This window comes from Nocardia sp. NPDC001965 (assembly GCF_053594175.1).
Map to the genome: position 1 here is coordinate 1 of NZ_JBSFDZ010000017.1, position 19,426 is coordinate 19,426.

The 19,426-nt window shown below is 67.4% G+C and carries 26 protein-coding genes; 6 read left to right on the top strand and 20 right to left on the bottom strand.

The features are described 5' to 3' along the window. Nucleotides 1-71: 71 nt before the first annotated feature. Together ACWCPQ_RS22450 and ACWCPQ_RS22455 are read right to left on the bottom strand one after the other, a co-directional pair. Nucleotides 72-632 carry an NADPH-dependent FMN reductase gene (locus ACWCPQ_RS22450; protein ID WP_449901923.1) on the bottom strand — a complete coding sequence of 187 codons (561 nt, stop codon included), beginning with the start codon at nucleotides 630-632 and terminating at the stop codon, nucleotides 72-74. A 43-nt stretch (nucleotides 633-675) separates the two neighbouring features. Next, nucleotides 676-1,485: an S-methyl-5'-thioadenosine phosphorylase gene (locus ACWCPQ_RS22455; protein WP_449901925.1), complete on the bottom strand. Its 810-nt coding sequence runs from the start codon at nucleotides 1,483-1,485 to the stop codon at nucleotides 676-678. Nucleotides 1,486-1,612: 127 nt separating this feature from the next. On the opposite strand from ACWCPQ_RS22455, the gene ACWCPQ_RS22460 reads away from it, so the two are divergent. Then, complete coding sequence (locus tag ACWCPQ_RS22460) at nucleotides 1,613-1,966, top strand: metal-sensitive transcriptional regulator (protein WP_449901928.1); 354 nt, start codon at nucleotides 1,613-1,615, stop codon at nucleotides 1,964-1,966. A 47-nt stretch (nucleotides 1,967-2,013) separates the two neighbouring features. Here the strand turns inward: ACWCPQ_RS22460 and ACWCPQ_RS22465 are convergent, their stop codons facing one another. The 9 genes from ACWCPQ_RS22465 to infA form a co-directional block, all read right to left on the bottom strand. Continuing rightward, nucleotides 2,014-2,841, bottom strand: coding sequence for an LLM class F420-dependent oxidoreductase (locus ACWCPQ_RS22465; RefSeq protein ID WP_449901930.1), 828 nt, complete (start codon nucleotides 2,839-2,841; stop codon nucleotides 2,014-2,016). A 373-nt stretch (nucleotides 2,842-3,214) separates the two neighbouring features. Further along, a complete protein-coding gene (gene truA / locus ACWCPQ_RS22470; RefSeq protein ID WP_449902126.1) occupies nucleotides 3,215-4,051 on the bottom strand; it encodes a tRNA pseudouridine(38-40) synthase TruA in 837 nt (278 codons plus the stop codon). A 221-nt stretch (nucleotides 4,052-4,272) separates the two neighbouring features. Beyond that, nucleotides 4,273-4,809 (bottom strand): 50S ribosomal protein L17, encoded by a 537-nt coding sequence (gene rplQ / locus ACWCPQ_RS22475; protein WP_449901933.1) that lies wholly within the window; start codon nucleotides 4,807-4,809, stop codon nucleotides 4,273-4,275. A gap of 49 nt (nucleotides 4,810-4,858) precedes the next feature. Beyond that, complete coding sequence (locus tag ACWCPQ_RS22480; RefSeq protein WP_030522611.1) at nucleotides 4,859-5,917, bottom strand: DNA-directed RNA polymerase subunit alpha; 1,059 nt, start codon at nucleotides 5,915-5,917, stop codon at nucleotides 4,859-4,861. A gap of 98 nt (nucleotides 5,918-6,015) precedes the next feature. Then, a complete protein-coding gene (gene rpsD / locus ACWCPQ_RS22485; protein WP_030522612.1) occupies nucleotides 6,016-6,621 on the bottom strand; it encodes a 30S ribosomal protein S4 in 606 nt (201 codons plus the stop codon). 22 nt (nucleotides 6,622-6,643) lie between these two features. Continuing rightward, nucleotides 6,644-7,057 carry a 30S ribosomal protein S11 gene (gene rpsK, locus ACWCPQ_RS22490; RefSeq protein ID WP_030522613.1) on the bottom strand — a complete coding sequence of 138 codons (414 nt, stop codon included), beginning with the start codon at nucleotides 7,055-7,057 and terminating at the stop codon, nucleotides 6,644-6,646. Nucleotides 7,058-7,067: 10 nt separating this feature from the next. Then, complete coding sequence (gene rpsM / locus ACWCPQ_RS22495; protein ID WP_030522614.1) at nucleotides 7,068-7,439, bottom strand: 30S ribosomal protein S13; 372 nt, start codon at nucleotides 7,437-7,439, stop codon at nucleotides 7,068-7,070. Between the two features lie 191 nt (nucleotides 7,440-7,630). Further along, a complete protein-coding gene (gene rpmJ / locus ACWCPQ_RS22500) occupies nucleotides 7,631-7,744 on the bottom strand; it encodes a 50S ribosomal protein L36 (protein WP_025347279.1) in 114 nt (37 codons plus the stop codon). 106 nt (nucleotides 7,745-7,850) lie between these two features. Then, on the bottom strand, nucleotides 7,851-8,072 hold the full coding sequence (infA, locus tag ACWCPQ_RS22505) for a translation initiation factor IF-1 (RefSeq protein ID WP_003418601.1): 222 nt from the start codon (nucleotides 8,070-8,072) through the stop codon (nucleotides 7,851-7,853). 315 nt (nucleotides 8,073-8,387) lie between these two features. Here infA and ACWCPQ_RS22510 point away from each other — a divergent pair, with 315 nt between their 5' ends. After that, nucleotides 8,388-10,871: a nucleotide-binding protein gene (locus ACWCPQ_RS22510; RefSeq protein WP_449901936.1), complete on the top strand. Its 2,484-nt coding sequence runs from the start codon at nucleotides 8,388-8,390 to the stop codon at nucleotides 10,869-10,871. Between the two features lie 71 nt (nucleotides 10,872-10,942). Here the strand turns inward: ACWCPQ_RS22510 and ACWCPQ_RS22515 are convergent, their stop codons facing one another. Then, nucleotides 10,943-11,443: a DUF4254 domain-containing protein gene (locus ACWCPQ_RS22515; RefSeq protein WP_449901938.1), complete on the bottom strand. Its 501-nt coding sequence runs from the start codon at nucleotides 11,441-11,443 to the stop codon at nucleotides 10,943-10,945. 172 nt (nucleotides 11,444-11,615) lie between these two features. Between ACWCPQ_RS22515 and ACWCPQ_RS22520 the strand changes: the two genes are divergently transcribed. From ACWCPQ_RS22520 to ACWCPQ_RS22530, 3 genes are all read left to right on the top strand, one after another. Continuing rightward, nucleotides 11,616-12,422 carry a GntR family transcriptional regulator gene (locus ACWCPQ_RS22520; protein ID WP_449901940.1) on the top strand — a complete coding sequence of 269 codons (807 nt, stop codon included), beginning with the start codon at nucleotides 11,616-11,618 and terminating at the stop codon, nucleotides 12,420-12,422. A 3-nt stretch (nucleotides 12,423-12,425) separates the two neighbouring features. After that, nucleotides 12,426-13,037 (top strand): GNAT family N-acetyltransferase, encoded by a 612-nt coding sequence (locus tag ACWCPQ_RS22525; RefSeq protein ID WP_449901943.1) that lies wholly within the window; start codon nucleotides 12,426-12,428, stop codon nucleotides 13,035-13,037. A gap of 323 nt (nucleotides 13,038-13,360) precedes the next feature. Beyond that, a complete protein-coding gene (locus ACWCPQ_RS22530) occupies nucleotides 13,361-13,699 on the top strand; it encodes a toxin-antitoxin system YwqK family antitoxin (RefSeq protein WP_449901946.1) in 339 nt (112 codons plus the stop codon). Nucleotides 13,700-13,839: 140 nt separating this feature from the next. Here the strand turns inward: ACWCPQ_RS22530 and ACWCPQ_RS22535 are convergent, their stop codons facing one another. Further along, complete coding sequence (locus ACWCPQ_RS22535; protein ID WP_449901948.1) at nucleotides 13,840-14,163, bottom strand: hypothetical protein; 324 nt, start codon at nucleotides 14,161-14,163, stop codon at nucleotides 13,840-13,842. A gap of 116 nt (nucleotides 14,164-14,279) precedes the next feature. On the opposite strand from ACWCPQ_RS22535, the gene dtd reads away from it, so the two are divergent. Beyond that, nucleotides 14,280-14,723: a D-aminoacyl-tRNA deacylase gene (gene dtd / locus ACWCPQ_RS22540; RefSeq protein ID WP_449901950.1), complete on the top strand. Its 444-nt coding sequence runs from the start codon at nucleotides 14,280-14,282 to the stop codon at nucleotides 14,721-14,723. Nucleotides 14,724-14,725: 2 nt separating this feature from the next. Here dtd and map read toward each other — a convergent pair whose 3' ends face one another. From map to rplR, 7 genes are all read right to left on the bottom strand, one after another. After that, nucleotides 14,726-15,523: a type I methionyl aminopeptidase gene (gene map / locus ACWCPQ_RS22545; RefSeq protein WP_449901952.1), complete on the bottom strand. Its 798-nt coding sequence runs from the start codon at nucleotides 15,521-15,523 to the stop codon at nucleotides 14,726-14,728. A 52-nt stretch (nucleotides 15,524-15,575) separates the two neighbouring features. Further along, the gene (locus ACWCPQ_RS22550) at nucleotides 15,576-16,136 is read right to left on the bottom strand and encodes an adenylate kinase (RefSeq protein WP_039822471.1); all 561 of its coding nucleotides are present in this window, start codon (nucleotides 16,134-16,136) and stop codon (nucleotides 15,576-15,578) included. Next, entirely contained in the window at nucleotides 16,133-17,455 is a 1,323-nt protein-coding gene (gene secY / locus ACWCPQ_RS22555) for a preprotein translocase subunit SecY (RefSeq protein WP_449901955.1), read from the bottom strand. Before secY ends, ACWCPQ_RS22550 begins: the two co-directional genes overlap by 4 nt. Before the next feature lie 242 nt (nucleotides 17,456-17,697). Then, nucleotides 17,698-18,141 carry a 50S ribosomal protein L15 gene (gene rplO / locus ACWCPQ_RS22560; protein WP_449901957.1) on the bottom strand — a complete coding sequence of 148 codons (444 nt, stop codon included), beginning with the start codon at nucleotides 18,139-18,141 and terminating at the stop codon, nucleotides 17,698-17,700. Between the two features lies 1 nt (nucleotide 18,142). After that, nucleotides 18,143-18,322, bottom strand: coding sequence for a 50S ribosomal protein L30 (rpmD, locus tag ACWCPQ_RS22565; protein ID WP_028479343.1), 180 nt, complete (start codon nucleotides 18,320-18,322; stop codon nucleotides 18,143-18,145). Between the two features lie 2 nt (nucleotides 18,323-18,324). Continuing rightward, nucleotides 18,325-18,972 (bottom strand): 30S ribosomal protein S5, encoded by a 648-nt coding sequence (gene rpsE / locus ACWCPQ_RS22570; RefSeq protein WP_449901960.1) that lies wholly within the window; start codon nucleotides 18,970-18,972, stop codon nucleotides 18,325-18,327. A gap of 46 nt (nucleotides 18,973-19,018) precedes the next feature. Beyond that, complete coding sequence (gene rplR / locus ACWCPQ_RS22575) at nucleotides 19,019-19,426, bottom strand: 50S ribosomal protein L18 (RefSeq protein WP_449901962.1); 408 nt, start codon at nucleotides 19,424-19,426, stop codon at nucleotides 19,019-19,021.

Sequence of the window (19,426 nt, forward strand, 5' to 3'; positions counted from 1 at the left end):
CGAGTCTCGAGGGCGCAACGGCGGGACCTCTGGGGCCTCGACCCCGCGGCGCCGCAGGCGCCGCAATCAATTCAGCCCGGGTAGGGGTGGGTGGCTCGTGCGTCGCGTAACGACCGTCCCCACCAGGCGAGCTGGGTGAGCATCCGGTCCGCGGCGTCGATGGCGGCGCCGTCGCCGGTGTTGCCCGCGGTGTCGAACTGTTTACGTGCGCGGTGGAAGCTGACCGATTCTCGTACCGAGACCATATGGATCTCGGCGACCACCTGGCGAAGTTGTTCCACCGCGCGGAGTCCGCCCGAGAGTCCGCCGTAGGAGACGAAACCGACCGGCTTGGCCCGCCATTCGTGTTTCGCGCTGTCGAAGGCGGTTTTCACCGATGCCGGGTAGCCGTGGTTGTATTCCGAGGTCACCACCGCGAAGGCGTCCGCGGCGGCCAGTCGTTCCCGGAATCCGGCGGTGGCCGCGGATTCGGTGAGGCCGAGCGGCAGTGGGGTGTCCAGCAGATCGATCACGCCGGTATCGAATTCGGGCCGGTCGCGCGCGGTGCGCACGAACCAGTCGGCGACCACCGGTGCGAACCGTTCGGGCCGGACGCTGGCGACGATCACCTCCAGGCGCAGGGGCGTATCCACCGGACGAGACTATCCCGCGGGCGGGCGGGCCGGTGGGAGCGGTTCAGGGCAGTTCGAACGGCAGCGCGACGCCGGCGTGGACCCGGCAGTGTTCGCAGGTGCCGGTATCGGCGATCGCGGCGACGGCGCTGCGGACGAGTTCCTTGAACGGTCCGATATTGCGTTCGAACTCGGCGAACACATCGGCGGCCCGGACCCCTTCCCCTTCCGTGACACCCGCGTCCAGGTCTGTGACCAGGGCGATCGCCGCGTAACACATCTCCAGTTCGCGGGCGAGGACCGCTTCGGGGTAGCCGGTCATATTGACCAGTTCCCAGCCTTGGGCCGCGAACCATCGGCTCTCGGCCCGGGTGGAGAAGCGCGGACCCTGGATGACGGCCATCGTGCCGTGCGGGTGGACGTGCACGGCGCTGTCGGCGGATTTCATCGCTGTGGCGCGCAGGTCCGCGCAGTACGGGTCGGCGAAGGAGACATGGATACCGTTGCCGTCGAAATAGGTCTGTGCGCGGCCGGAGGTGCGGTCGACGAGTTGGTCGGGAATGACGACAGCGCCCGGTCCCCAGTCCGGCCGGAGGCTGCCGACGGCGCAGGGCGCGTAGATCCGGCGCACGCCGATCGAGCGCAGGGCCCACATATTGGCCTGGTAGGGCACGGTGTGCGGGGAGTATTCGTGGCGGGTTCCGTGGCGCGGCAGGAAGGCGACCGGACGACCTTCCACCTCGCCCACGGCGATCGGGGCGCTCGGGTCTCCGTAGGGGGTTCGTACTGTGACCGCGTCGATCGCGCCGTCGAAGAAATCGTAGAATCCACTACCGCCGATGACGGCCAGCGCGGGCCGATCCTGGGAAGTCATGGTCTCGATTGTTCCGCGTGCGGTCCTCGGGCGCACGGGCGAGGACCCGTACCTGACAAGCCCCGCCCGGACATGTACCCTAGGGGGGTATCAACGGTCCTCTCGACCGGCGCAGAGGAGACAATCGGTGACTTCCACATCCACCCCGGCGGGATCCGCCGACGAGACGGCCACCGGCCACACCGCCCACGATCACGCGGGCCACGGCTACATAACCGCCAAGGACGACTATCTCAAACGGCTGCGCCGGATCGAGGGCCAGGCGCGCGGCCTGCAGCGGATGGTGGAGGAGGAGAAGTACTGCATCGATATCCTCACCCAGGTCTCCGCCATGACCAAGGCGTTGCAGGCCGTCGCGATGGGACTGCTCGAGGACCATATCAGCCACTGCGTCGTCGACGCCGCGGTCGCCGGTGGCCCGGAAGCCGAGGCCAAGATCAAGGAAGCCACCGACGCGATCGCGCGACTCGTTCGTTCCTGAGCCCGGCCCCGGTGGGCCTCTCGCCCGGCGAGTGGCCCACCGCCGGATCAGGCCTGCTTCGTGAGCAGTGGCGCCAGCTCGCGCAACGTGGCCAGATAGTCCGTGTTCAGGGGCTGCAGGGCCAGATGGTCGGCGCCCGCCTCGATATGGCCGCGGACCTGCTCGGCGACCTGCTCGGCGGAACCGTGCACGGCCAGCGCGTCGAGCAGCCGATCACTACCCGGTTTCGCGATATCGGCGTCCGTATAGCCGAGGCGCCGGAGGTTGGTGGTGTAGTTCCGCAGGCCGAGGTACATCTCCACCACGGTGCGTCCGGTGGCCCGGGCGGCCTCGGGGTCGGTGTCGACGACCAGTTTCTGTTCGGGAACCAGCAGGGCGTCGCCGATGATCTCCCGGGCCTGCGCGGTGTGTTCCGGTGTGGTGAGGTACGGCAGGGCACCCGCGGTACGGTCCGCCGCCAGCTTCAGGACCTTGGGCCCGAGCGCCGCGAGCATCCGGCCGGATACCGGGACTCCGGCGGCGTCCAGCGCGTCGAGGTATTCGACCAGCGCTTCATAGGGGGAACGGTAGGGCTTATCGGCTTCGGGGTGCCCGCAGCCGATACCGAGCACGAAGCGCCCCGGGAACCGCTGCTCGATCCGGTGGAAGGATTCGGCGACCGCGTCGGCCGGCGCGGTCCAGATATTGACGATGCTGGTGCCCACCTTCAGCGTGCCGGTCGCCGCCAGCAGATCCTCCACAACCGGGAGGTCGGGAGTCGGCGAGCCACCGAGCCACAGTGCGCCGTAGCCCAGCCGCTCGAGTTCGGCCGCCGCTTCCGGGGTGAAAAGTTTGTAGTAGCGCCATACGCCGTATCGTCCGAGATCGATCGTCATAACTACCGCAACCTTGTCGTCGAGGGGACCTATTCCTGCCCCGACCCTATCCCCGCGATCCGCCCCCACCCACCCGGCCGGGCCGACGACGTGAACGGATGCGGACGCGCACAATCCGACACCGGGAATCGAACCCACTGTCGGCGAAAATCTTCCGAACCAACACAATCGCTGACAGGTAGCCCCCTTCACCGGACGCGAAACTCCCCGAACAACAAACAAAAGCGCGCAGCGACCGATCGCCGAGATGAACCCGAGCCACGAGCCCTCCCCCGACTCCGAAGGCGGCGCCCACCCACCGAGGCGGGGTCACAAGGGCCCGCCCCGCGGGGCAAATGAACAAGCCCCCGCCCGCGACGCCGAAGGCGGCGCGTCAAGAACAACAGTCTCCGGTCGGGATCGACCGCATTTCCCGGGTCTGTGCGTTGCGGGCGGCCAATTCCGATTCGGCCGGGTAATCGACCGCGATCAGGCTCAGGCCGTGGGCCGGTGCCACCGTCACCGAACTGGAGCGGCTTCGTTCCGCGAGCAGGCCCGCGACCCATTCGGGTGTCCGCCGTCCCTCCCCCACCGCCAGTACCGCGCCGACCAGGCTGCGCACCATCGACCAGCAGAACGCGTCGGCGCTCACGTAGGCGTCCAGCCGGTCGCCCGACCGCACCCAGTCGTAGCGCTGGAGTTCGCGAACGGTCGTGGCGCCTTCCCGGCGGCGGCAGAAGGCAGCGAAATCGTGTAGTCCCAGCAGCGCGCGCGACGCCGCGCGCATGGCCTCGAGATCGACCGTCCGGCAACCCACCACACTGCGGGTGGTGAGTGGATCGGCTCCGTAGGGTGCCGTGGTGAGCCGGTAGACATAGTGGCGGCGGATCGCCGAGAAGCGGGCGTCGAATTCGGTGGGCACGGTGCGCACGCCGGTGATCCGCACATCCCTGGGCAAGAATTTGGCCATCCGGTGCACCAGCTTGTCCGCGTCGATCTCCGCCACGGTGTCGAAATGCGCGACCTGTCCTTCGGCGTGCACCCCGGCGTCGGTGCGGCCGGCAACGGTCAATTGCACCGGTGCGCGCAGCACCTTCGCCAGCGATTCCTCGAGCACACCCTGTACGGTGCGCAGCCCGGGCTGGCGTGCCCAGCCCACGAAATCGGTGCCGTCGTAGGAGATATCCAACCGGATCCGACCGGTTTCCGGGGCCACCGCGGGTTCACTCACGGTCTCCGGTCGCGATTCGTTCGCGAACCCGGCCGCCCCGGCCGTTCTCCCGGTGTGCGGGAAGACCGTCGGCTCGTGTGCGCCGGGGTCGGGCGATCGCCGCGGCTCGTATGCGCTCACCTGGAAATCCTCCGGATACGGGACGAGCCCGCACACCCATAGCGGGCGGCGGGCTCGTCGACGAACCGCCGGGCGCGGCGGGCGCGCCCCCGGCAGACGAATTACGCCTTGTCGTCGGCCTTCTCGTCGGCCGCGGCTTCCTCGGCCGGAGCCTCGGGGGCCTCGGCTTCGGTCTCGGTCTCGGTCTCGGTCTCGGTCTCGGTCTCGGTCTCGGAGGCCTTCTCCTCGACCTTCTGCGACGCGGCGACCCGGCGGGCGCGATCGGCTTCGTTGGTCACGGTCTGTTCCCGGACCAGCTCGATGATCGCCATCGGGGCGTTGTCGCCCTTACGCGGCAGGGTCTTGACGATCCGGGTGTAGCCGCCGCTGCGGCCCTCGAACGACGGCCCGATCTCGGCGAAGAGATCGTGGACGACGTCCTTGTTCCGGATCACCTTGAGTACCTCGCGGCGGTCGGCCAGCGTACCGGCCTTGGCCTTGGTGACCAGTTTCTCGGCGTAGGGGCGCAGCGCCTTGGCCTTGGCCTCGGTGGTCGTGATCCGACCGTGCTCGAAGAGCGCCGTGGCCAGATTGGCGAAAATCGCCTTCTGGTGCGACGCCGACCCGCCGAAGCGAGCACCCTTCTTGGGCTTGGGCATTGTAGGTTCTCCTTGATAAAGGCCGGTCCGGGGCGCCTACCCCGACTGCCTAGAGCTGTTCGGTTTCGGCGTAGTCCTGCTCGCCGCCGTCGTTATCGCTGAAAGTGCCGCTGTCGGACCAGGTTCCGGTGCTCGCGTCATAGCCGACCACGCTCGACGGATCGAACGAGGCGGGGCTGTCCTTGAGCGAGAGGCCCAGCGCGTGCAGCTTGACCTTGACCTCGTCGATGGACTTCTGACCGAAGTTGCGGATATCCAGCAGATCCGATTCGGTACGCGCCACCAGCTCGCCGACGGTGTGCACACCCTCGCGCTTCAGGCAGTTGTAGGAACGGACGGTGAGGTCCAGATCCTCGATCGGCAGCCCGAAGGAGGCGATGTGATCCGCCTCGGCCGGGGAGGGGCCGATCTCGATACCTTCGGCTTCGACGTTCAGCTCACGGGCCAGGCCGAACAGTTCGACCAGGGTCTTGCCCGCCGAGGCGAGCGCGTCCCGCGCGCTGATGGAGTTCTTGGTCTCCACGTCCAGGATGAGCCGGTCGAAGTCGGTGCGCTGTTCGACACGGGTGGCCTCGACCTTGTAGGTCACCTTGAGCACCGGCGAGTAGATCGAATCCACCGGGATCCGGCCGATTTCCGCACCGGTCGCCTTGTTCTGCACCGCCGGGACATAACCGCGACCGCGTTCGACGACGAGCTCGATCTCGAGCTTGCCCTTGTCGTTCAGGGTGGCGATATGCATATCCGGGTTGTGCACGACGACACCCGACGGCGGCACGATGTCATCGGCGGTGACGGTCCCCGGGCCCTGCTTGCGCAGGTACATGGTGACCGGCTCGTCCTCTTCGGAGGACACGACCAGGCCCTTGAGGTTCAGGATGATGTCGGTGACATCCTCCTTCACCCCGGGCACGGTGGTGAACTCGTGCAGAACGCCGTCGATGCGGATGCTGGTCACCGCGGCCCCCGGGATCGAGGACAGCAGGGTGCGCCGCAGCGAGTTACCGAGGGTGTACCCGAAACCCGGCTCGAGCGGTTCGATGGTGAACTTCGACCGGTTGTCGGCGATGACCTCTTCGGTGAGGGTCGGACGCTGGGAAATCAGCATGGGATCAATCCTCCTGTTTTGGGCGCCCGCTATTTGACGCCTCGTCTAGGGGTTGTGCGGGCCGTCGTCTCGACGACCCGCACCAGCGGCGCAGCCGATTACTTCGAGTAGTACTCGACGATCAGCTGTTCCTGCAGCGGTACATCGATCTGCGCGCGTTCGGGCAGCGAGTGCACCAGGATGCGCAGCCGGCCCGGGATGACCTGGAGCCAGCCGGGGACCGGACGGTCACCGACGGTCTCCCGCGCCACCTGGAACGGCAGGGTCGCCAGCGACTTCTCCTTGACATCGATGATGTCGTACTGGGTGACCTGGAAAGAAGGCACGTTGACCTTCTTGTTGTTCACCAGGAAGTGGCCGTGGCTCACGAGCTGGCGGGCCTGACGACGGGTCCGGGCCAGACCGGCGCGGTACACGACGTTGTCCAGCCGGGTCTCGAGCAGGCGCAGCAGGTTGTCACCGGTCTTGCCCTTGAGGCGGTTGGCCTCTTCGTAGTACCGGCGGAACTGCCGCTCCATGACGCCGTAGGAGAAGCGGGCCTTCTGCTTCTCCTGCAGCTGGAGCAGGTACTCGCTCTCCTTGATGCGCGCGCGGCCGTGCTGGCCGGGCGGGTAGGGGCGACGCTCGAAAGCCTGGTCACCGCCTACCAGGTCGACGCGCAGGCGACGCGATTTGCGGGTGATGGGTCCGGTGTAACGGGCCATTGTGCTCTACCTTCCTTCCCGCTTAGACGCGACGCCGCTTGGGCGGACGGCAGCCGTTGTGCGGCTGCGGAGTGACATCGGAGATGGTGCCCACTTCCAGGCCGGCGGCCTGCAGCGAACGGATCGCGGTCTCGCGGCCGGAACCCGGCCCCTTGACGAACACGTCGACCTTCTTCACACCGTTCTCCTGCGCCTTGCGGGCCGCGTTCTCGGCGGCCAGCTGCGCGGCGAACGGGGTCGACTTGCGCGAACCCTTGAACCCGACATGGCCCGACGACGCCCAGGAGATGACGTTGCCGGAAGGATCGGTGATGGACACGATCGTGTTGTTGAACGTGCTCTTGATGTGCGCGTGACCGTGGGGAACGTTCTTCTTTTCCCTGCGGCGCGACTTCTGGCTCTTCTTGGGGCCGGAGGCCCGGGACTTCGGAGGCATCGCTTATCCCCTACTTCTTCTTGCCGGCGACGGTGCGCTTCGGGCCCTTGCGGGTGCGCGCGTTGGTCTTGGTGCGCTGGCCGTGGACCGGGAGACCACGACGGTGACGCAGGCCCTGGTAGCAACCGATCTCGATCTTGCGACGGATATCGGCCTGGACCTCGCGGCGCAGGTCACCTTCGACCTTGAGGGACGAGCCCTCGATGTAGTCACGCAGCTGCGTGACCTGCTCGTCGGTGAGATCCTTCGAGCGCAGATCCGGGCTGACGCCCGTCGCGGCCAGGATCTCCTTGGAGCGGGTACGACCGACGCCGTAGATGTAGGTCAGTGCGATCTCCATGCGCTTCTCGCGCGGGAGGTCGACGCCCATGAGACGTGCCATCTGGCAGGTTCCTTAACTGTTGCGGAGGTCTGCTCCCTGTCCGTCCCCTCGTCTGGTGGGGCCCCGGCCTCCGTTCCGGGGGTAGGCGCGCACACCTTCCGGGTCACCCCGGAAAAATCCTCAGTGTGCGGCTGGAGCTGGGAGTTCTTCTGTGTGCCAATCCGAACTACGTTCGGTGCTCGGCGCCGGTGTCAGCCCTGCCGCTGCTTGTGCCGCAGGTTGTCGCAGATCACCATGACCCGGCCGTTACGCCGGATCACCTTGCACTTCTCGCAGATCTTCTTGACGCTCGGCTGAACCTTCACGTCCGTCCAATCTTTCGTAGCGGCCCACGCCTATAGGTGTGGACACAGTTGACCCCGGTCGGGCACGACCGGGGAAATCTCGGGGAGCGAGCCGGAGCTCACTCGTTCACTTGTAGCGGTAGACGATCCGACCGCGGGACAGGTCGTACGGCGAGAGTTCGACGACTACCCGGTCCTCCGGCAGGATGCGGATGTAGTGCTGGCGCATCTTGCCGCTGATGTGCGCGAGGACCTTGTGCCCGTTCTCGAGCTCGATCCGGAACATCGCATTCGGCAACGGCTCGACAACCCGCCCCTCGACCTCGATGGCCCCGTCTTTCTTCGCCATATCCTCCGCGATCCCGGTTACACTCAACCTGGTCTGATTGCCTGGTACTGCCCGCGGGACCGGCCGCAACACAGCGATGCGACGCGGATGCGGCACACCGTGCGCAGGCGGCGAACACGACAACCGATCGCACACGAACAGGCGGCGCTTTGATACACCGCCTGGCCAGCTTACCGGTAGGTATGTGATCGGGCAAAAAGGGGTACCCTCCGCGATGCGTCGCGCGGTCGGAACGTGACTCCCCGGCACCGGGTGCAAGGGTAGTTGTCGCGTAAACTGGCCGCTGTCCGAGGTCGACCATTCAGGAGGGGACCGGTGAGCCGCAGCAACGACGGCCTCCCCATGCTGCCGCCATGGCTGGCCGATACCGAGGTCACCGGGGTCGGCGAGGGGAATTTCCGCAACTACGAGCCGCCGCCGGTCCAGAATCTGCCCCAGGACGAGGTCATTCCCGAGACCCCCGAGCCCCCGGAGGGCTTCTTCTCCCGCCGCGGCCGCGGCGACGACCGGCCCGACGCCGACAAGAAGAAGGGCAAAGGCTGGTTCCGGAACAACAAGAAGGACCAGCCCTCCCTGGAGGAACGCGTCGGGGAACTGCTGCCCAACAACAACGGGCCCCGGCCCGCGCAGCGCAACAACTGGGCCGAGGCGACCGGCCGCCACGAGTGGGCCACCCCACCGGACGAGCGGTCCGCGGATACCGCGGTCCCGCGTCATACCGGTACCGACCCGGCCCGCCCAGCCGATCAGGCCGCACCGCCGGCACCGTATCCACCGGCCGACCGGCCCGAGATCCCGGCCCGGTCGGCCCCGGGTCCGGGTCCGCAATGGGGTCCGGACACCGGAGCCGCTCTCCCGCCCGCCGCGCCGAATTCGTTCCGGGCGCCGGCGGTCGAGCCGGCGGAGCTGCCGGTGCGCCATCCCGGCGAACCGGCACCCGAGTTCGACCGGCTGCGCCCACACCATCCGATCCCCCCGCACCCCGCGGCCGAGTCCCCCGTCGACGCGCACGCCGGTGCGGGCGGATCACCGACCGCGCCGGACCTGCCGGACCCGCCGCCCGTCGAGAGCTCGAACTCCGCGGCACCCGAATCCCGGCAGCAGCCGCTGCGCCGGTTGCCCGATCTGCTGCCGCCTCCGTCGGATATCGAGTCCGCCGCCCGGGACGCTGCCCCCGAATCCGCCACGCCGGACCGGACAGTCCCGCCGGCCCCGGACGAGTGGACCGCACCTTCCACCCCGGATCCCGCGGATTCTGACGATGCCGAACAGGCTCCGGCCGCCCGCACGTCTCCGGATCCCGCTCCCCTTCACGAGTCCGCCGGTACGCCCGATCCCTTCGCCGCACCGGAGAGCACCCCGCCGATGCCGCGGTCCGGTCCGACCGAATCCACCCACCCACCGCACAGCGCGCCACCGCCCCGCAACGACCACCCCGGCGATATCGGCGATCCGAGACGCGCGGACCGACCCGCGCCGCCGCCGAACCAGGGGAATCCGCAGCAGTGGCGGGCACCCGAATCCGTCTCCCCCGGCCCGGGCCACCCACCGCGGCCGCCCGTGGCACCACCACCGGGTCCGCAGGCGCCCGGCCCGCAGCAGCATTGGCAGCAACCAGGGCCGCCGCCGCAGGCGCCCGGCCCCGCCCCGGCCCAGCACCACCCCGCAGCCCCGCAGTGGCAGCAGCCACCACCGCGGCAGCAGGGTGGCAGCGCCCCCGGATGGCAGCAGCAGGGCGGGGCACCGTCCCCGCAGCAGCAGGGCGGACCTCCCCCGCAGCAGCAGGGCGGACCTCCCCCGCAACAGCACAGCGGACCTCCTCCGCAGCCGTGGCAGCAGAACCCGGCACAGTTCGGCGCGCCGGGCCCCGGGCCGTCCCTCGACGATGTCGCGGTGCGCCGCGCGAAGAAGGCCTCCGGTCAGGGCTGGCGCAAAGTCGTACATCACGCTTCGGGGGGCCGGATCAATCCGGGTATGTCGGCCGAGGAACGCCGGCTACAGGAATTGGTCGCGCGGATCCGGCAACCGGTGCGCGGGGACTACCGGATCGCGGTGCTCTCGCTCAAGGGCGGGGTGGGTAAGACCACCACCACCGTCGGCCTCGGGTCGACCTTCGCCTCGGTTCGCGGCGACCGGGTGATCGCGGTGGACGCGAATCCCGACTTCGGCACGCTGTCGCAGCGGGTTCCGTTGCAGACCCGGTCGACGGTCCGGGATCTGCTGCTCGATCCGTCGATCGAACGGTATTCGGATGTGCGGCGGCATACCTCGCAGGCGACCAGCCGCCTGGAAGTGCTGGCCAGTGAACGGGATCCGGCCGCTTCGGAGGCGTTCAACGAGGACGAGTACCGCGCGGTGGCCCGGATCCTGCAGCGGTTCTACAACATCATCCTCACCGACTGCGGTACGGGCCTTATGCATTCGGCGATGGCGGGCGTCCTACAGCTGGCGCATTCGCTGGTCCTCATCTCCCCCACCGCGATCGACGGTGCGCAGAGTGCGTCGGCCACGCTGGACTGGCTCTCGTTGCACGGCTACCACCATCTGGTGCAGAACGCCGTGGTGGTCATCAACTCGCCGCGCGACGGTACGCCGAATATCGATGTGCAGCAGTTGCGGCAGTACTTCCTGTCGCGCTGCCGGGCCGTGCACATGATCCCGTTCGACCCGCATATGTCCGAAGGCGCCGAGATCGACCTGCCGCGGCTGGAGAAGCAGACCAAGCGCGCGTATGTCGAGCTGGCGGCGACAGTGGCCGACGATTTCACGCAGAGTTACCGCCCCCATCCGGGCGGCTGAACCCCCGCACTCGTCCCGAGTTCGCGGAAGCGGACCCCGAAGCCGGCCGTGGCGGCGACCGGCCCGGGGCGTCACCACTCCGGCAGGCGGCGCCTTCCGGCCAGTACATCGCCCACCAGCGCGTCGTAGGCATCGGCCAGTTCGGCCAGGTGATGCCAGGCGCTGTGCAGTAGTTCGTCGTCGGCGTCCAGTGTCATCAACGCGTGATGCGCGCGGACCGCGGATTCGGCCAGCCGGTCGATGATCGCGCCGACGGTCTCGGTGTGCAGGGTGACCCCGAGCCGGTGCTGGGGGACGTTGCGCCCCACCCAGTCGTCGATGGCCAGCACGAGCTCCATACGGCGCCGGTCGATCTCGACCAGGCGGTCGGGATCGGTGACGATGGATCCACCGCGGCCCACCAATCTGCGCTCGTGGAGAACGGCCAGATCACGGGCGTACCAGAGCAGCTGACCCCCGACGACCCGGTGCCCACGCGCGGCGCGCACCAGTAAGTCCGAATTCGGCAGCGGACCGGAAGAACCGTTCTGTGCCAAAGGATCAGCGCCCCGCTGGGCGCCGGGAAGAGCCATTACGACTGTTGTATCCGAACCTGTCACGGTTGCCTCGCCGTTCGATAGCTGCACAACACCGGGTCAGTACGTTGATTACAATAAACCGCGAAAGGCTACTGTCAAGCGATACAGGCCCCCCCGATCACGAAAAGCGTACACTTCGTTATCTGGAGACCACCCGAGGAGCACGATGGCGGACGGTCCGACGTATCGGCGGATCGCGGACCACCTCCGCGAGGAGATACGAGCAGGCAAGTGGCAACCGGGGGATCGCCTGCCCAGTCATGCCGAATTGGCGGAGCAGATGCAGGTTTCGCTCACCACGGCGCGTAATGCGATCCAGCTACTGGTCACCGAGAATCTTGTCTATACGGCTACGTCCCGGGGCACCATCGTGCGGAGCCGGGAAGTGCTGGAATCGGTCGTCACCGACCATATACGCCCGGATCGGCCGCGAGCCGGCCACGATATCTTCGAGGAGATCGCACGCGCGGCGGGCCGGGTTCCGACAAAAGAATTCAGTGCCCGAATGGAACCCGCGGACGAGCGTGTCGCGCACTGGCTGGGGGTCCCGGAGTCCTCGTGGGTGCTGGCCCGGACCGTGGTGCAGTACCTGGACAACGAGCCGTGGTCGTGGGAGGTGAGCTTCTATCCGCGAGATCTGGCCGAGGCCACCGGGATCGATTCACCGCACGATATCGCCGAGGGCACCACACGTCGGCTCGCCGACCGAGGACACGGCGAGACTGCGCACCGGGATTCGCTGGTCGCGCATCCGGCCGGAGCGGAAGAAGCCGCGGTACTCGGGGTCGCCATTGGGACCGTACTGCTGGACCATCTGCGGATCGGCGCCAATCACGAGCGCATCACCCGGGTGACGCGGCATCGTTCCATCGCGGCGAGCAACCGGCTGGCCTACGAACTCGGCGATTCGGCCGGGACCGAGGTCATCCGTGGCGTGCTGGATCAGACCGATCGGTCCGAGATATGGTTCTAGCTCATGACCGTGCAGATTCGGCCGGCCGCCCTCGATGACCTGGATCTGATCCGCCGCCTGCGGCTGCAACGCTCCTCCTGGCTCGCCGCCCGTGGTTCGGACCAATGGTCGACCGAGGCGTCCGGGTTGCCGATCGACTATTTCTCGCGCGCCGTGAGCCGGGCCGTAGCCGACTGGGAAACATGGATAGCGGAGGTGGACGGCGCACCGGCCGGGACGATCACCGTCAATGATCGCGCCGACCGGGAGCTGTGGACGAACGCGGAACTGGGCAACGCGTTGATCGTGCACTATCTGATCGTGGATCTACGCTTCGCGGGTTGCGGCGTCGGCCGCCGGCTGCTCGCGCACGCCGCCACCCTCGCCCGGGCACACCAACGGAGCTGGGTACGGCTGGACGCGTGGACCGCCAACAGCGAGTTGCACGCCTACTACCGGCGCGCCGGCTTCCGGCTGGTCCGGGTCGCCGATCCGGATGTACCGAGCCCTTCGTGCGCGCTTTTCGAACGGCATGTCGACGACTGGCTGTTCGACGGCGCGATACTGGGCGCCCCCGCAGGCTTCCCGATGATCCCGCTGGCGCGAGATCCGATCGTGCTCCCGCTTTCCGGCTGACAGCGACCGGATATTCCGGTCGGCGCGGACCGCAGAGCGGATCGAGATGGCGATGTGCACCATCTCGACAGCGCCTGGGCCGGATCCCACCGGCCGAGGAGGGTGCCCGCACCGGGCGGCAGGGCCGAGCCCGCGCCCAGGCTACTGATGCCGGTCCGCTGAGCCCGAACACCGGCGAGGCCAAGGCATCCGCTGCCGTCTGGTCGTCCGCGGGCTCGCTGCAGTACGCAGGTCACGACCGGTTCACGAATCTGTTCATCTGCGCCGTTTTTCCCGGCGCATCGATAATCTGTGCCCGTGCACGGACCCATGGGTGATCCGCGGTGAGGCGAATCGACCTGAACGAGGACCCGACCTCGGTGACAGCCGATCTGCGGCTGGAGTACGCGGGACAACCTTTCACCGGCGAGGTGGTGGAGGAACTGGTACCCGGACAACTGCTGTCCCAGGAGTTCTACCTCGACGGTCTGCGCCACGGTAGCTCCCGGGAATGGTGGCCCGACGGACGACTGAAGTCCGAGGGCGAGATCTGCCGAGGACAGCCGCACGGTGTGTTCCGGCGGTGGCATCCCAACGGCCGGCTCGCGGCGGAAAGCCTGTTCGGCGAGCACGGCCAACTGCAGGCCGTCCGGGAATGGGATGAGCAGGGTCGGCGGCGCTGAACGGGTTCAGGCCCCACGGCGCTCGTTCTCGATGACCCGGCCCACCGGGCCGATATCGAATCGATCGCGCCGCGCACCAGGGCGACGTCGGCGGGCATCTCGATCGGCTGCGCCACAGTTCATCCGACAACCGCACCGGGTCACTCGATCACCGTGAAACCGGCGCTCTGCCAGAAGCTCTCGCCCGGCAGCGAGGCGACCACAGGGCCCATGGACGGCGCGCTTCCGTCAACCGCGCCACACCGCGCGACTCGCCGTCGTCGCCGATGATCGCTGCCGCGCACTACGGCCGGCGTATCCGGGTGGGAGAGCACGTCGAGCACTGGATCGAAGGTCTCGCCCAGCCGGTCACACAGATCGGCGCGGGCCCGCCGCAGATCGAACCGGAACTGCCGCCGATCCAGGGTCCGGGCAGCGAAGTGGAAGGAAGACGGCAATCCGATCTCACCGTCGCCGCCGTCCACAACGCGAAGAACTCGAGAGCGGTGAACCTCCACCGGTACGGCGTCGCAACGGGTATCACTGAAATCATTCCACCCGAGCGCGATCGAATTCCGGTGAGACGGCAGTATCGACCGGTATGCGAGCCCTGCTACAGCGTGTAACCTCGGCCCGGGTGCGTGTCGGCGACGAGGAAGTCGGCCGGATCGACCCGTCCGCCGACGGTATCCGGCACGGCCTCCTGGCACTGGTCGGAGTCACCCACACCGATACCGACGCGACCGCGCGGGCGATGGCCGAGAAGATCTGGCGGCTGCGAATATTGGAGGGCGAGCGCAGCGCCGCGGATCTGTCCGCCCCGATCCTGCTGGTCAGTCAGTTCACGCTCTATGCCGACACCCGGAAAGGTCGGCGTCCCTCGTGGTCCGCGGCGGCGCCGGGGCCGGTCGCCGAACCACTGATCCGACTCGTCGCCGAAACCCTGCGACAGTCCGGCGCCACGGTCGCCGGTGGCCGGTTCGGTGCGCAGATGGCGGTCGAACTCACCAACGACGGGCCCGTGACGATCATGGTGGAAGTATGAGATCAGGAGCGCAGAGTGAGAATCCGCGGGCCGTCCTCGGTCACCGCGACGGTGTGCTCCCAGTGCGCCGCCCGCGACTTGTCGGTGGTCACCACGGTCCAGTCGTCGTCGAGCACCTCGGTCTCATGGGTGCCCAGGGTCAACATCGGTTCGATGGCCAGCACCGAGCCGACGACCAGCCGCGGGCCCTTACCCGGCTCGCCCTCGTTCGGCAGGAACGGGTCCAGATGCATCTCGCGCCCGATCCCGTGCCCGCCGTACCCGTCGACGATGCCGTAGGACCGCCCGTGTTCGACCTCGGCCGCGCGGGTGCCGAGTTCGATGGCATGCGAGACATCGGTGAGCCGGTTCTCCGGAACCATGGCCGCGATACCGGCCACCATCGATTTCTCGCATGCCTCGCTGAGCAGCCGGTCGGCCTCGATCAGGTCGCCCACGCCGAACGTCCACGCGGAATCACCGTGCCAGCCGTCCAGTACCGCCCCGCAGTCGATGGACACCAGATCCCCCGGTGCCAGCAATTCGGTCGCGGTCGGGATCCCGTGGACCACGCGGTCGTTCACCGAGGCGCAGATCGAAGCGGGAAAGCCGTGATAGCCCTTGAAGGACGGCACTGCCCCGGCGTCCCGGATCACCTGTTCGGCGATCCGGTCCAGATCGAGCGTGGAAACCCCGGGTGCGGCGGCCTCGCGGACCGCGACCAATGCGCGGCCGACGACAGCGCCCGCCGCCGCCATGGCGTCGAGCTCACCGGCGCTGCGGAACGGAACCACCTTCTTGCTCTTGCGGCCGAAAACCATAGCGGGTCAGCTCCCCATCGCCGAAGGATTGGCGCCCGATCCGGATGTGGAACTAACCGGTCGTGGCATTACGGCCCAACGCCTCCAGGGCCCGCGCGTTGACCTCGTCGACCTCACCGACACCGTCCACCGAGACGACCAGGCCGTCGTAGTAGTTCAGCAGCGGCTGGGTCTCGTCCCGGTAGATCCGGAGCCGGGTGCGGATGGTCTCCTCGTTGTCGTCGGAGCGGCCACGAGCCAGCATCCGGTCGACCACGGTGTCCTCGGACACCACGAAGCACAGCACCGCGTCGAGTTCGCTGCCCAGATCGTCGAGGATCTTGGCGAGCGCGTCGGCCTGGTCGACGGTACGGGGGTAGCCGTCGAGCACGAAACCGCGCGCCGCGTCCGGCTCGGCCACCCGCGACCGGACCATGCGATTGGTGACATCGCTGGGCACGAGTTCGCCCGCGTCCATGTAGCGCTTGGCCTCAAGACCGAGGGGGGTCTGCTCGCTGATGTTCGCGCGGAAGAGATCGCCCGTAGAGATATGTGGTACGCCCAGCTTCTCCGATAGCAGCACGGCTTGAGTGCCCTTGCCCGCTCCCGGCGGTCCGAGTAGTACGACTCTCACTTGAGGAACCCTTCGTAATTGCGATTCATGAGTTGGCTTTCGATCTGCTTCACGGTGTCCAGGCCGACGCTCACCATGATGAGCACGGCGGTGCCACCGAACGGCAGATTCTGCGCCCCACCGGACGAGCCGATATCGAGGAACAGATTCGGCAGTACAGCGACCAGACCGAGATAGATGGAGCCGGGCAGGGTGATCCGGCTCAGCACGTAGGTCAGGTGATCGGCCGTCGGCTTACCGGGGCGGTAGCCCGGGATGAAGCCGCCGAACTTCTTCATCTCGTCGGCGCGTTCCTCCGGGTTGAAGGTGATCGCGACGTAGAAGTAGGTGAAGAAAACGATAAGGCCGAAGTAGATCGCGATGTACACCGGGTTGCCGGGGTTCACCAGGTACTTCTGGATCGCCTCCTGCCACCAGCTGGGATCGGTGGCCGAAGTGGACCCGGTGAGCTGGGCGATCAGGTTCGGCAGATACAGCAGTGAGGACGCGAAGATGACCGGGATGACGCCGGCCTGGTTCACCTTCAGCGGTAGGTAGGTCGACGAGCCGCCGTACATCTTCCGGCCGACCACGCGTTTGGCGTACTGCACCGGAATCCGGCGCTGGCCCTGTTCGACGAAGATGACGGCCATGATGATGAGCAGCGCGGCCACACAGACGAGGCCGAAGACCAGGCCGCCGCGGCTGTCCAGGATCGATTTGCCCTCACCCGGGATACGGGCGGCGATACCGGAGAAGATCAGCAGCGACATACCGTTGCCGACACCGCGTTCGGTGATCTGCTCGCCGAACCACATGACCAGTGCGGCACCGGCAGTCATCACCAGGACGATGATGATCATGCCGAAGATACTGGTATCGGCCAGGATGTCCTTCTGGCAGCCCTGGAGCAGCTGACCGCGCGCGGCCAGCGCCACCAGACCGGTGGCCTGCAGGATCGCCAGCGCGATCGACAGGTAGCGGGTGTACTGCGTCATCTTGGTCTGGCCGGCCTGGCCTTCCTTGCGCAGTTCCTCGAACCGCGGGATGACGACCGTCAGCAGCTGGACGATGATGCTCGCGGTGATGTAGGGCATGATGCCGATCGCGAACACCGAGAGCTGGAGCAGCGCACCACCGGAGAACAGGTTGATGAGCTGGTAGATACCGCCGGATTCACCGCCGGAGACAAGGTCGATGCACTCTTGGACCGCCTTGTAGTCGACCCCGGGTGACGGTAGCGCGGCACCGAGGCGGTACAACGCGACCAGCCCCAGCGTGAAGAGAATCTTCCGCCGCAAGTCCGTAGTCCGGAAGGCTGTAACGAAGGCGGAAAGCACAGATCCTCCTGGCGAACGACATGGTCAGGCCATGGAATTTTTCAGCGTGTCCCGGTCGGAATCGCCGAACCCATGACGGGTCTTGGCAGACAACACTTGAACTCTAACAGTGACGCCGGACGAGCCTGCACTCGTCCGGCGCCGCTGTGTCTTTTCGACATGGTCGGGAGCGCTGCGTGGTTACACTGCGCTACCTCCTGCGCGCTTGACCCGACCATGTCGATGGTCGAAACCGGCGAACGTCAGCCCAGTTCGGTGGCGGTGCCACCAGCGGCGGTGATCTTCTCCTTGGCGGAGCCGGAGAACTTGTCCGCACTGACCTGAACGGCGACGGAGATCTCACCCTCGCCGAGCACCTTGACGAGCTGGTTCTTGCGGACTGCGCCCGCCGCGACCAGCTCGGCCTTACCGATGGTGCCCCCCTCGGGGAACAGCTCGGCGATGGCGCCCACGTTCACGACCTGGTACTCGACCCGGAACGGGTTGGTGAAGCCCTTGAGCTTCGGCAGCCGCATGTGGATGGGCATCTGGCCACCCTCGAAGGCGGCCGGCACGTTCTTACGCGCCTTGGTGCCCTTGGTGCCGCGACCCGCGGTCTTACCCTTGGAACCCTCACCGCGACCCACCCGGGTCTTATCGGTCTTCGCGCCCGGAGCGGGACGCAGATGGTGCAATTTGATGGTCATGTCAGACCTCCTCAACTGTTACGAGGTGGCGCACGACATTGATCAGCCCACGGTTCTGGGCATTGTCCGCACGGACCACCGACTTGCGGATGCCCCGCAGGCCGAGGGTACGCAGGCTGTCCCGCTGATTCTGCTTGGCGCCGATCGAACTCTTGATCTGGGTCACCTTGAGATCTGCCATCGTCAGACTCCTTGTCCGGCACGGGCACGCAGCATGCCCGCGGGAGCGACGTCCTCGAGCGGCAGACCACGACGGGCCGCGACCTCTTCGGGACGCTGCAGCATCTTGAGCGCGGCAACGGTCGCGTGCACGACGTTGATCGCGTTGTCGCTTCCGAGCGACTTGGCCAGGATGTCGTGGATACCCGCGCATTCCAGCACCGCACGCGCGGCGCCACCGGCGATCACACCGGTACCCGGGGAGGCCGGACGCAGCATGACGACACCGGCCGCCGCTTCGCCCTGCACCGGGTGGGTGATGGTGGAGCCGATCATCGGGACGCGGAAGAAGCCCTTGCGTGCTTCCTCGACACCCTTCTGGATGGCCGCGGGAACTTCCTTGGCCTTGCCGTAGCCGACACCGACCAGGCCGTTGCCGTCGCCCACGATGACCAGAGCGGTGAAGCTGAAGCGCCGACCACCCTTGACCACCTTGGAAACACGGTTGATGGCGACGACGCGCTCGAGTTGGTTCTTCTCGGCCGGGTCGTTACGACGGTCGCCGCCCCGGCGGTCGCCGCCGCCCCGGCGGTTGTCGCGACCCCCGTCGGGTCCGCTCGTGTTCTGTCCGGCGGGTCCGTTTCCGCCGTCACGCCGCTGACGTCCCGGCATCAGACGTTCCTTCCGTTCACACAGGTATGTGCAGTCATGTTGGTCATCAGAACTTCAACCCGCCTTCCCGAGCGGCATCGGCGAGCGCCGCGATCCGACCGTGGTAGTCGTGGCCACCGCGGTCGAACACCACGGTCTCCACACCGGCGGCCTTGGCGCGCTCGGCGATCAGTTCGCCGACCTTCTTGCCCTTGGCGGTCTTGTCGCCTTCCAGGGCGCGCACATCGGCCTCGATGGTCGACGCCGAAGCGAGGGTACGACCGGCGGAGTCGTCGATCAGCTGGACGTGCAGGTGCCGCGAGGAGCGGTGCACGATCAGCCGCGGACGCGCGGTGGTGCCTTCGATCTTCTTGCGCAGGCGGAAGTGGCGACGCGTCTTCGACAGCCGCCGGCGAGTGGAAGCATCCTTGCCCAGCGGAATGCGCTTGGCCTTCTGATTCTCGGTTTGCGCCAT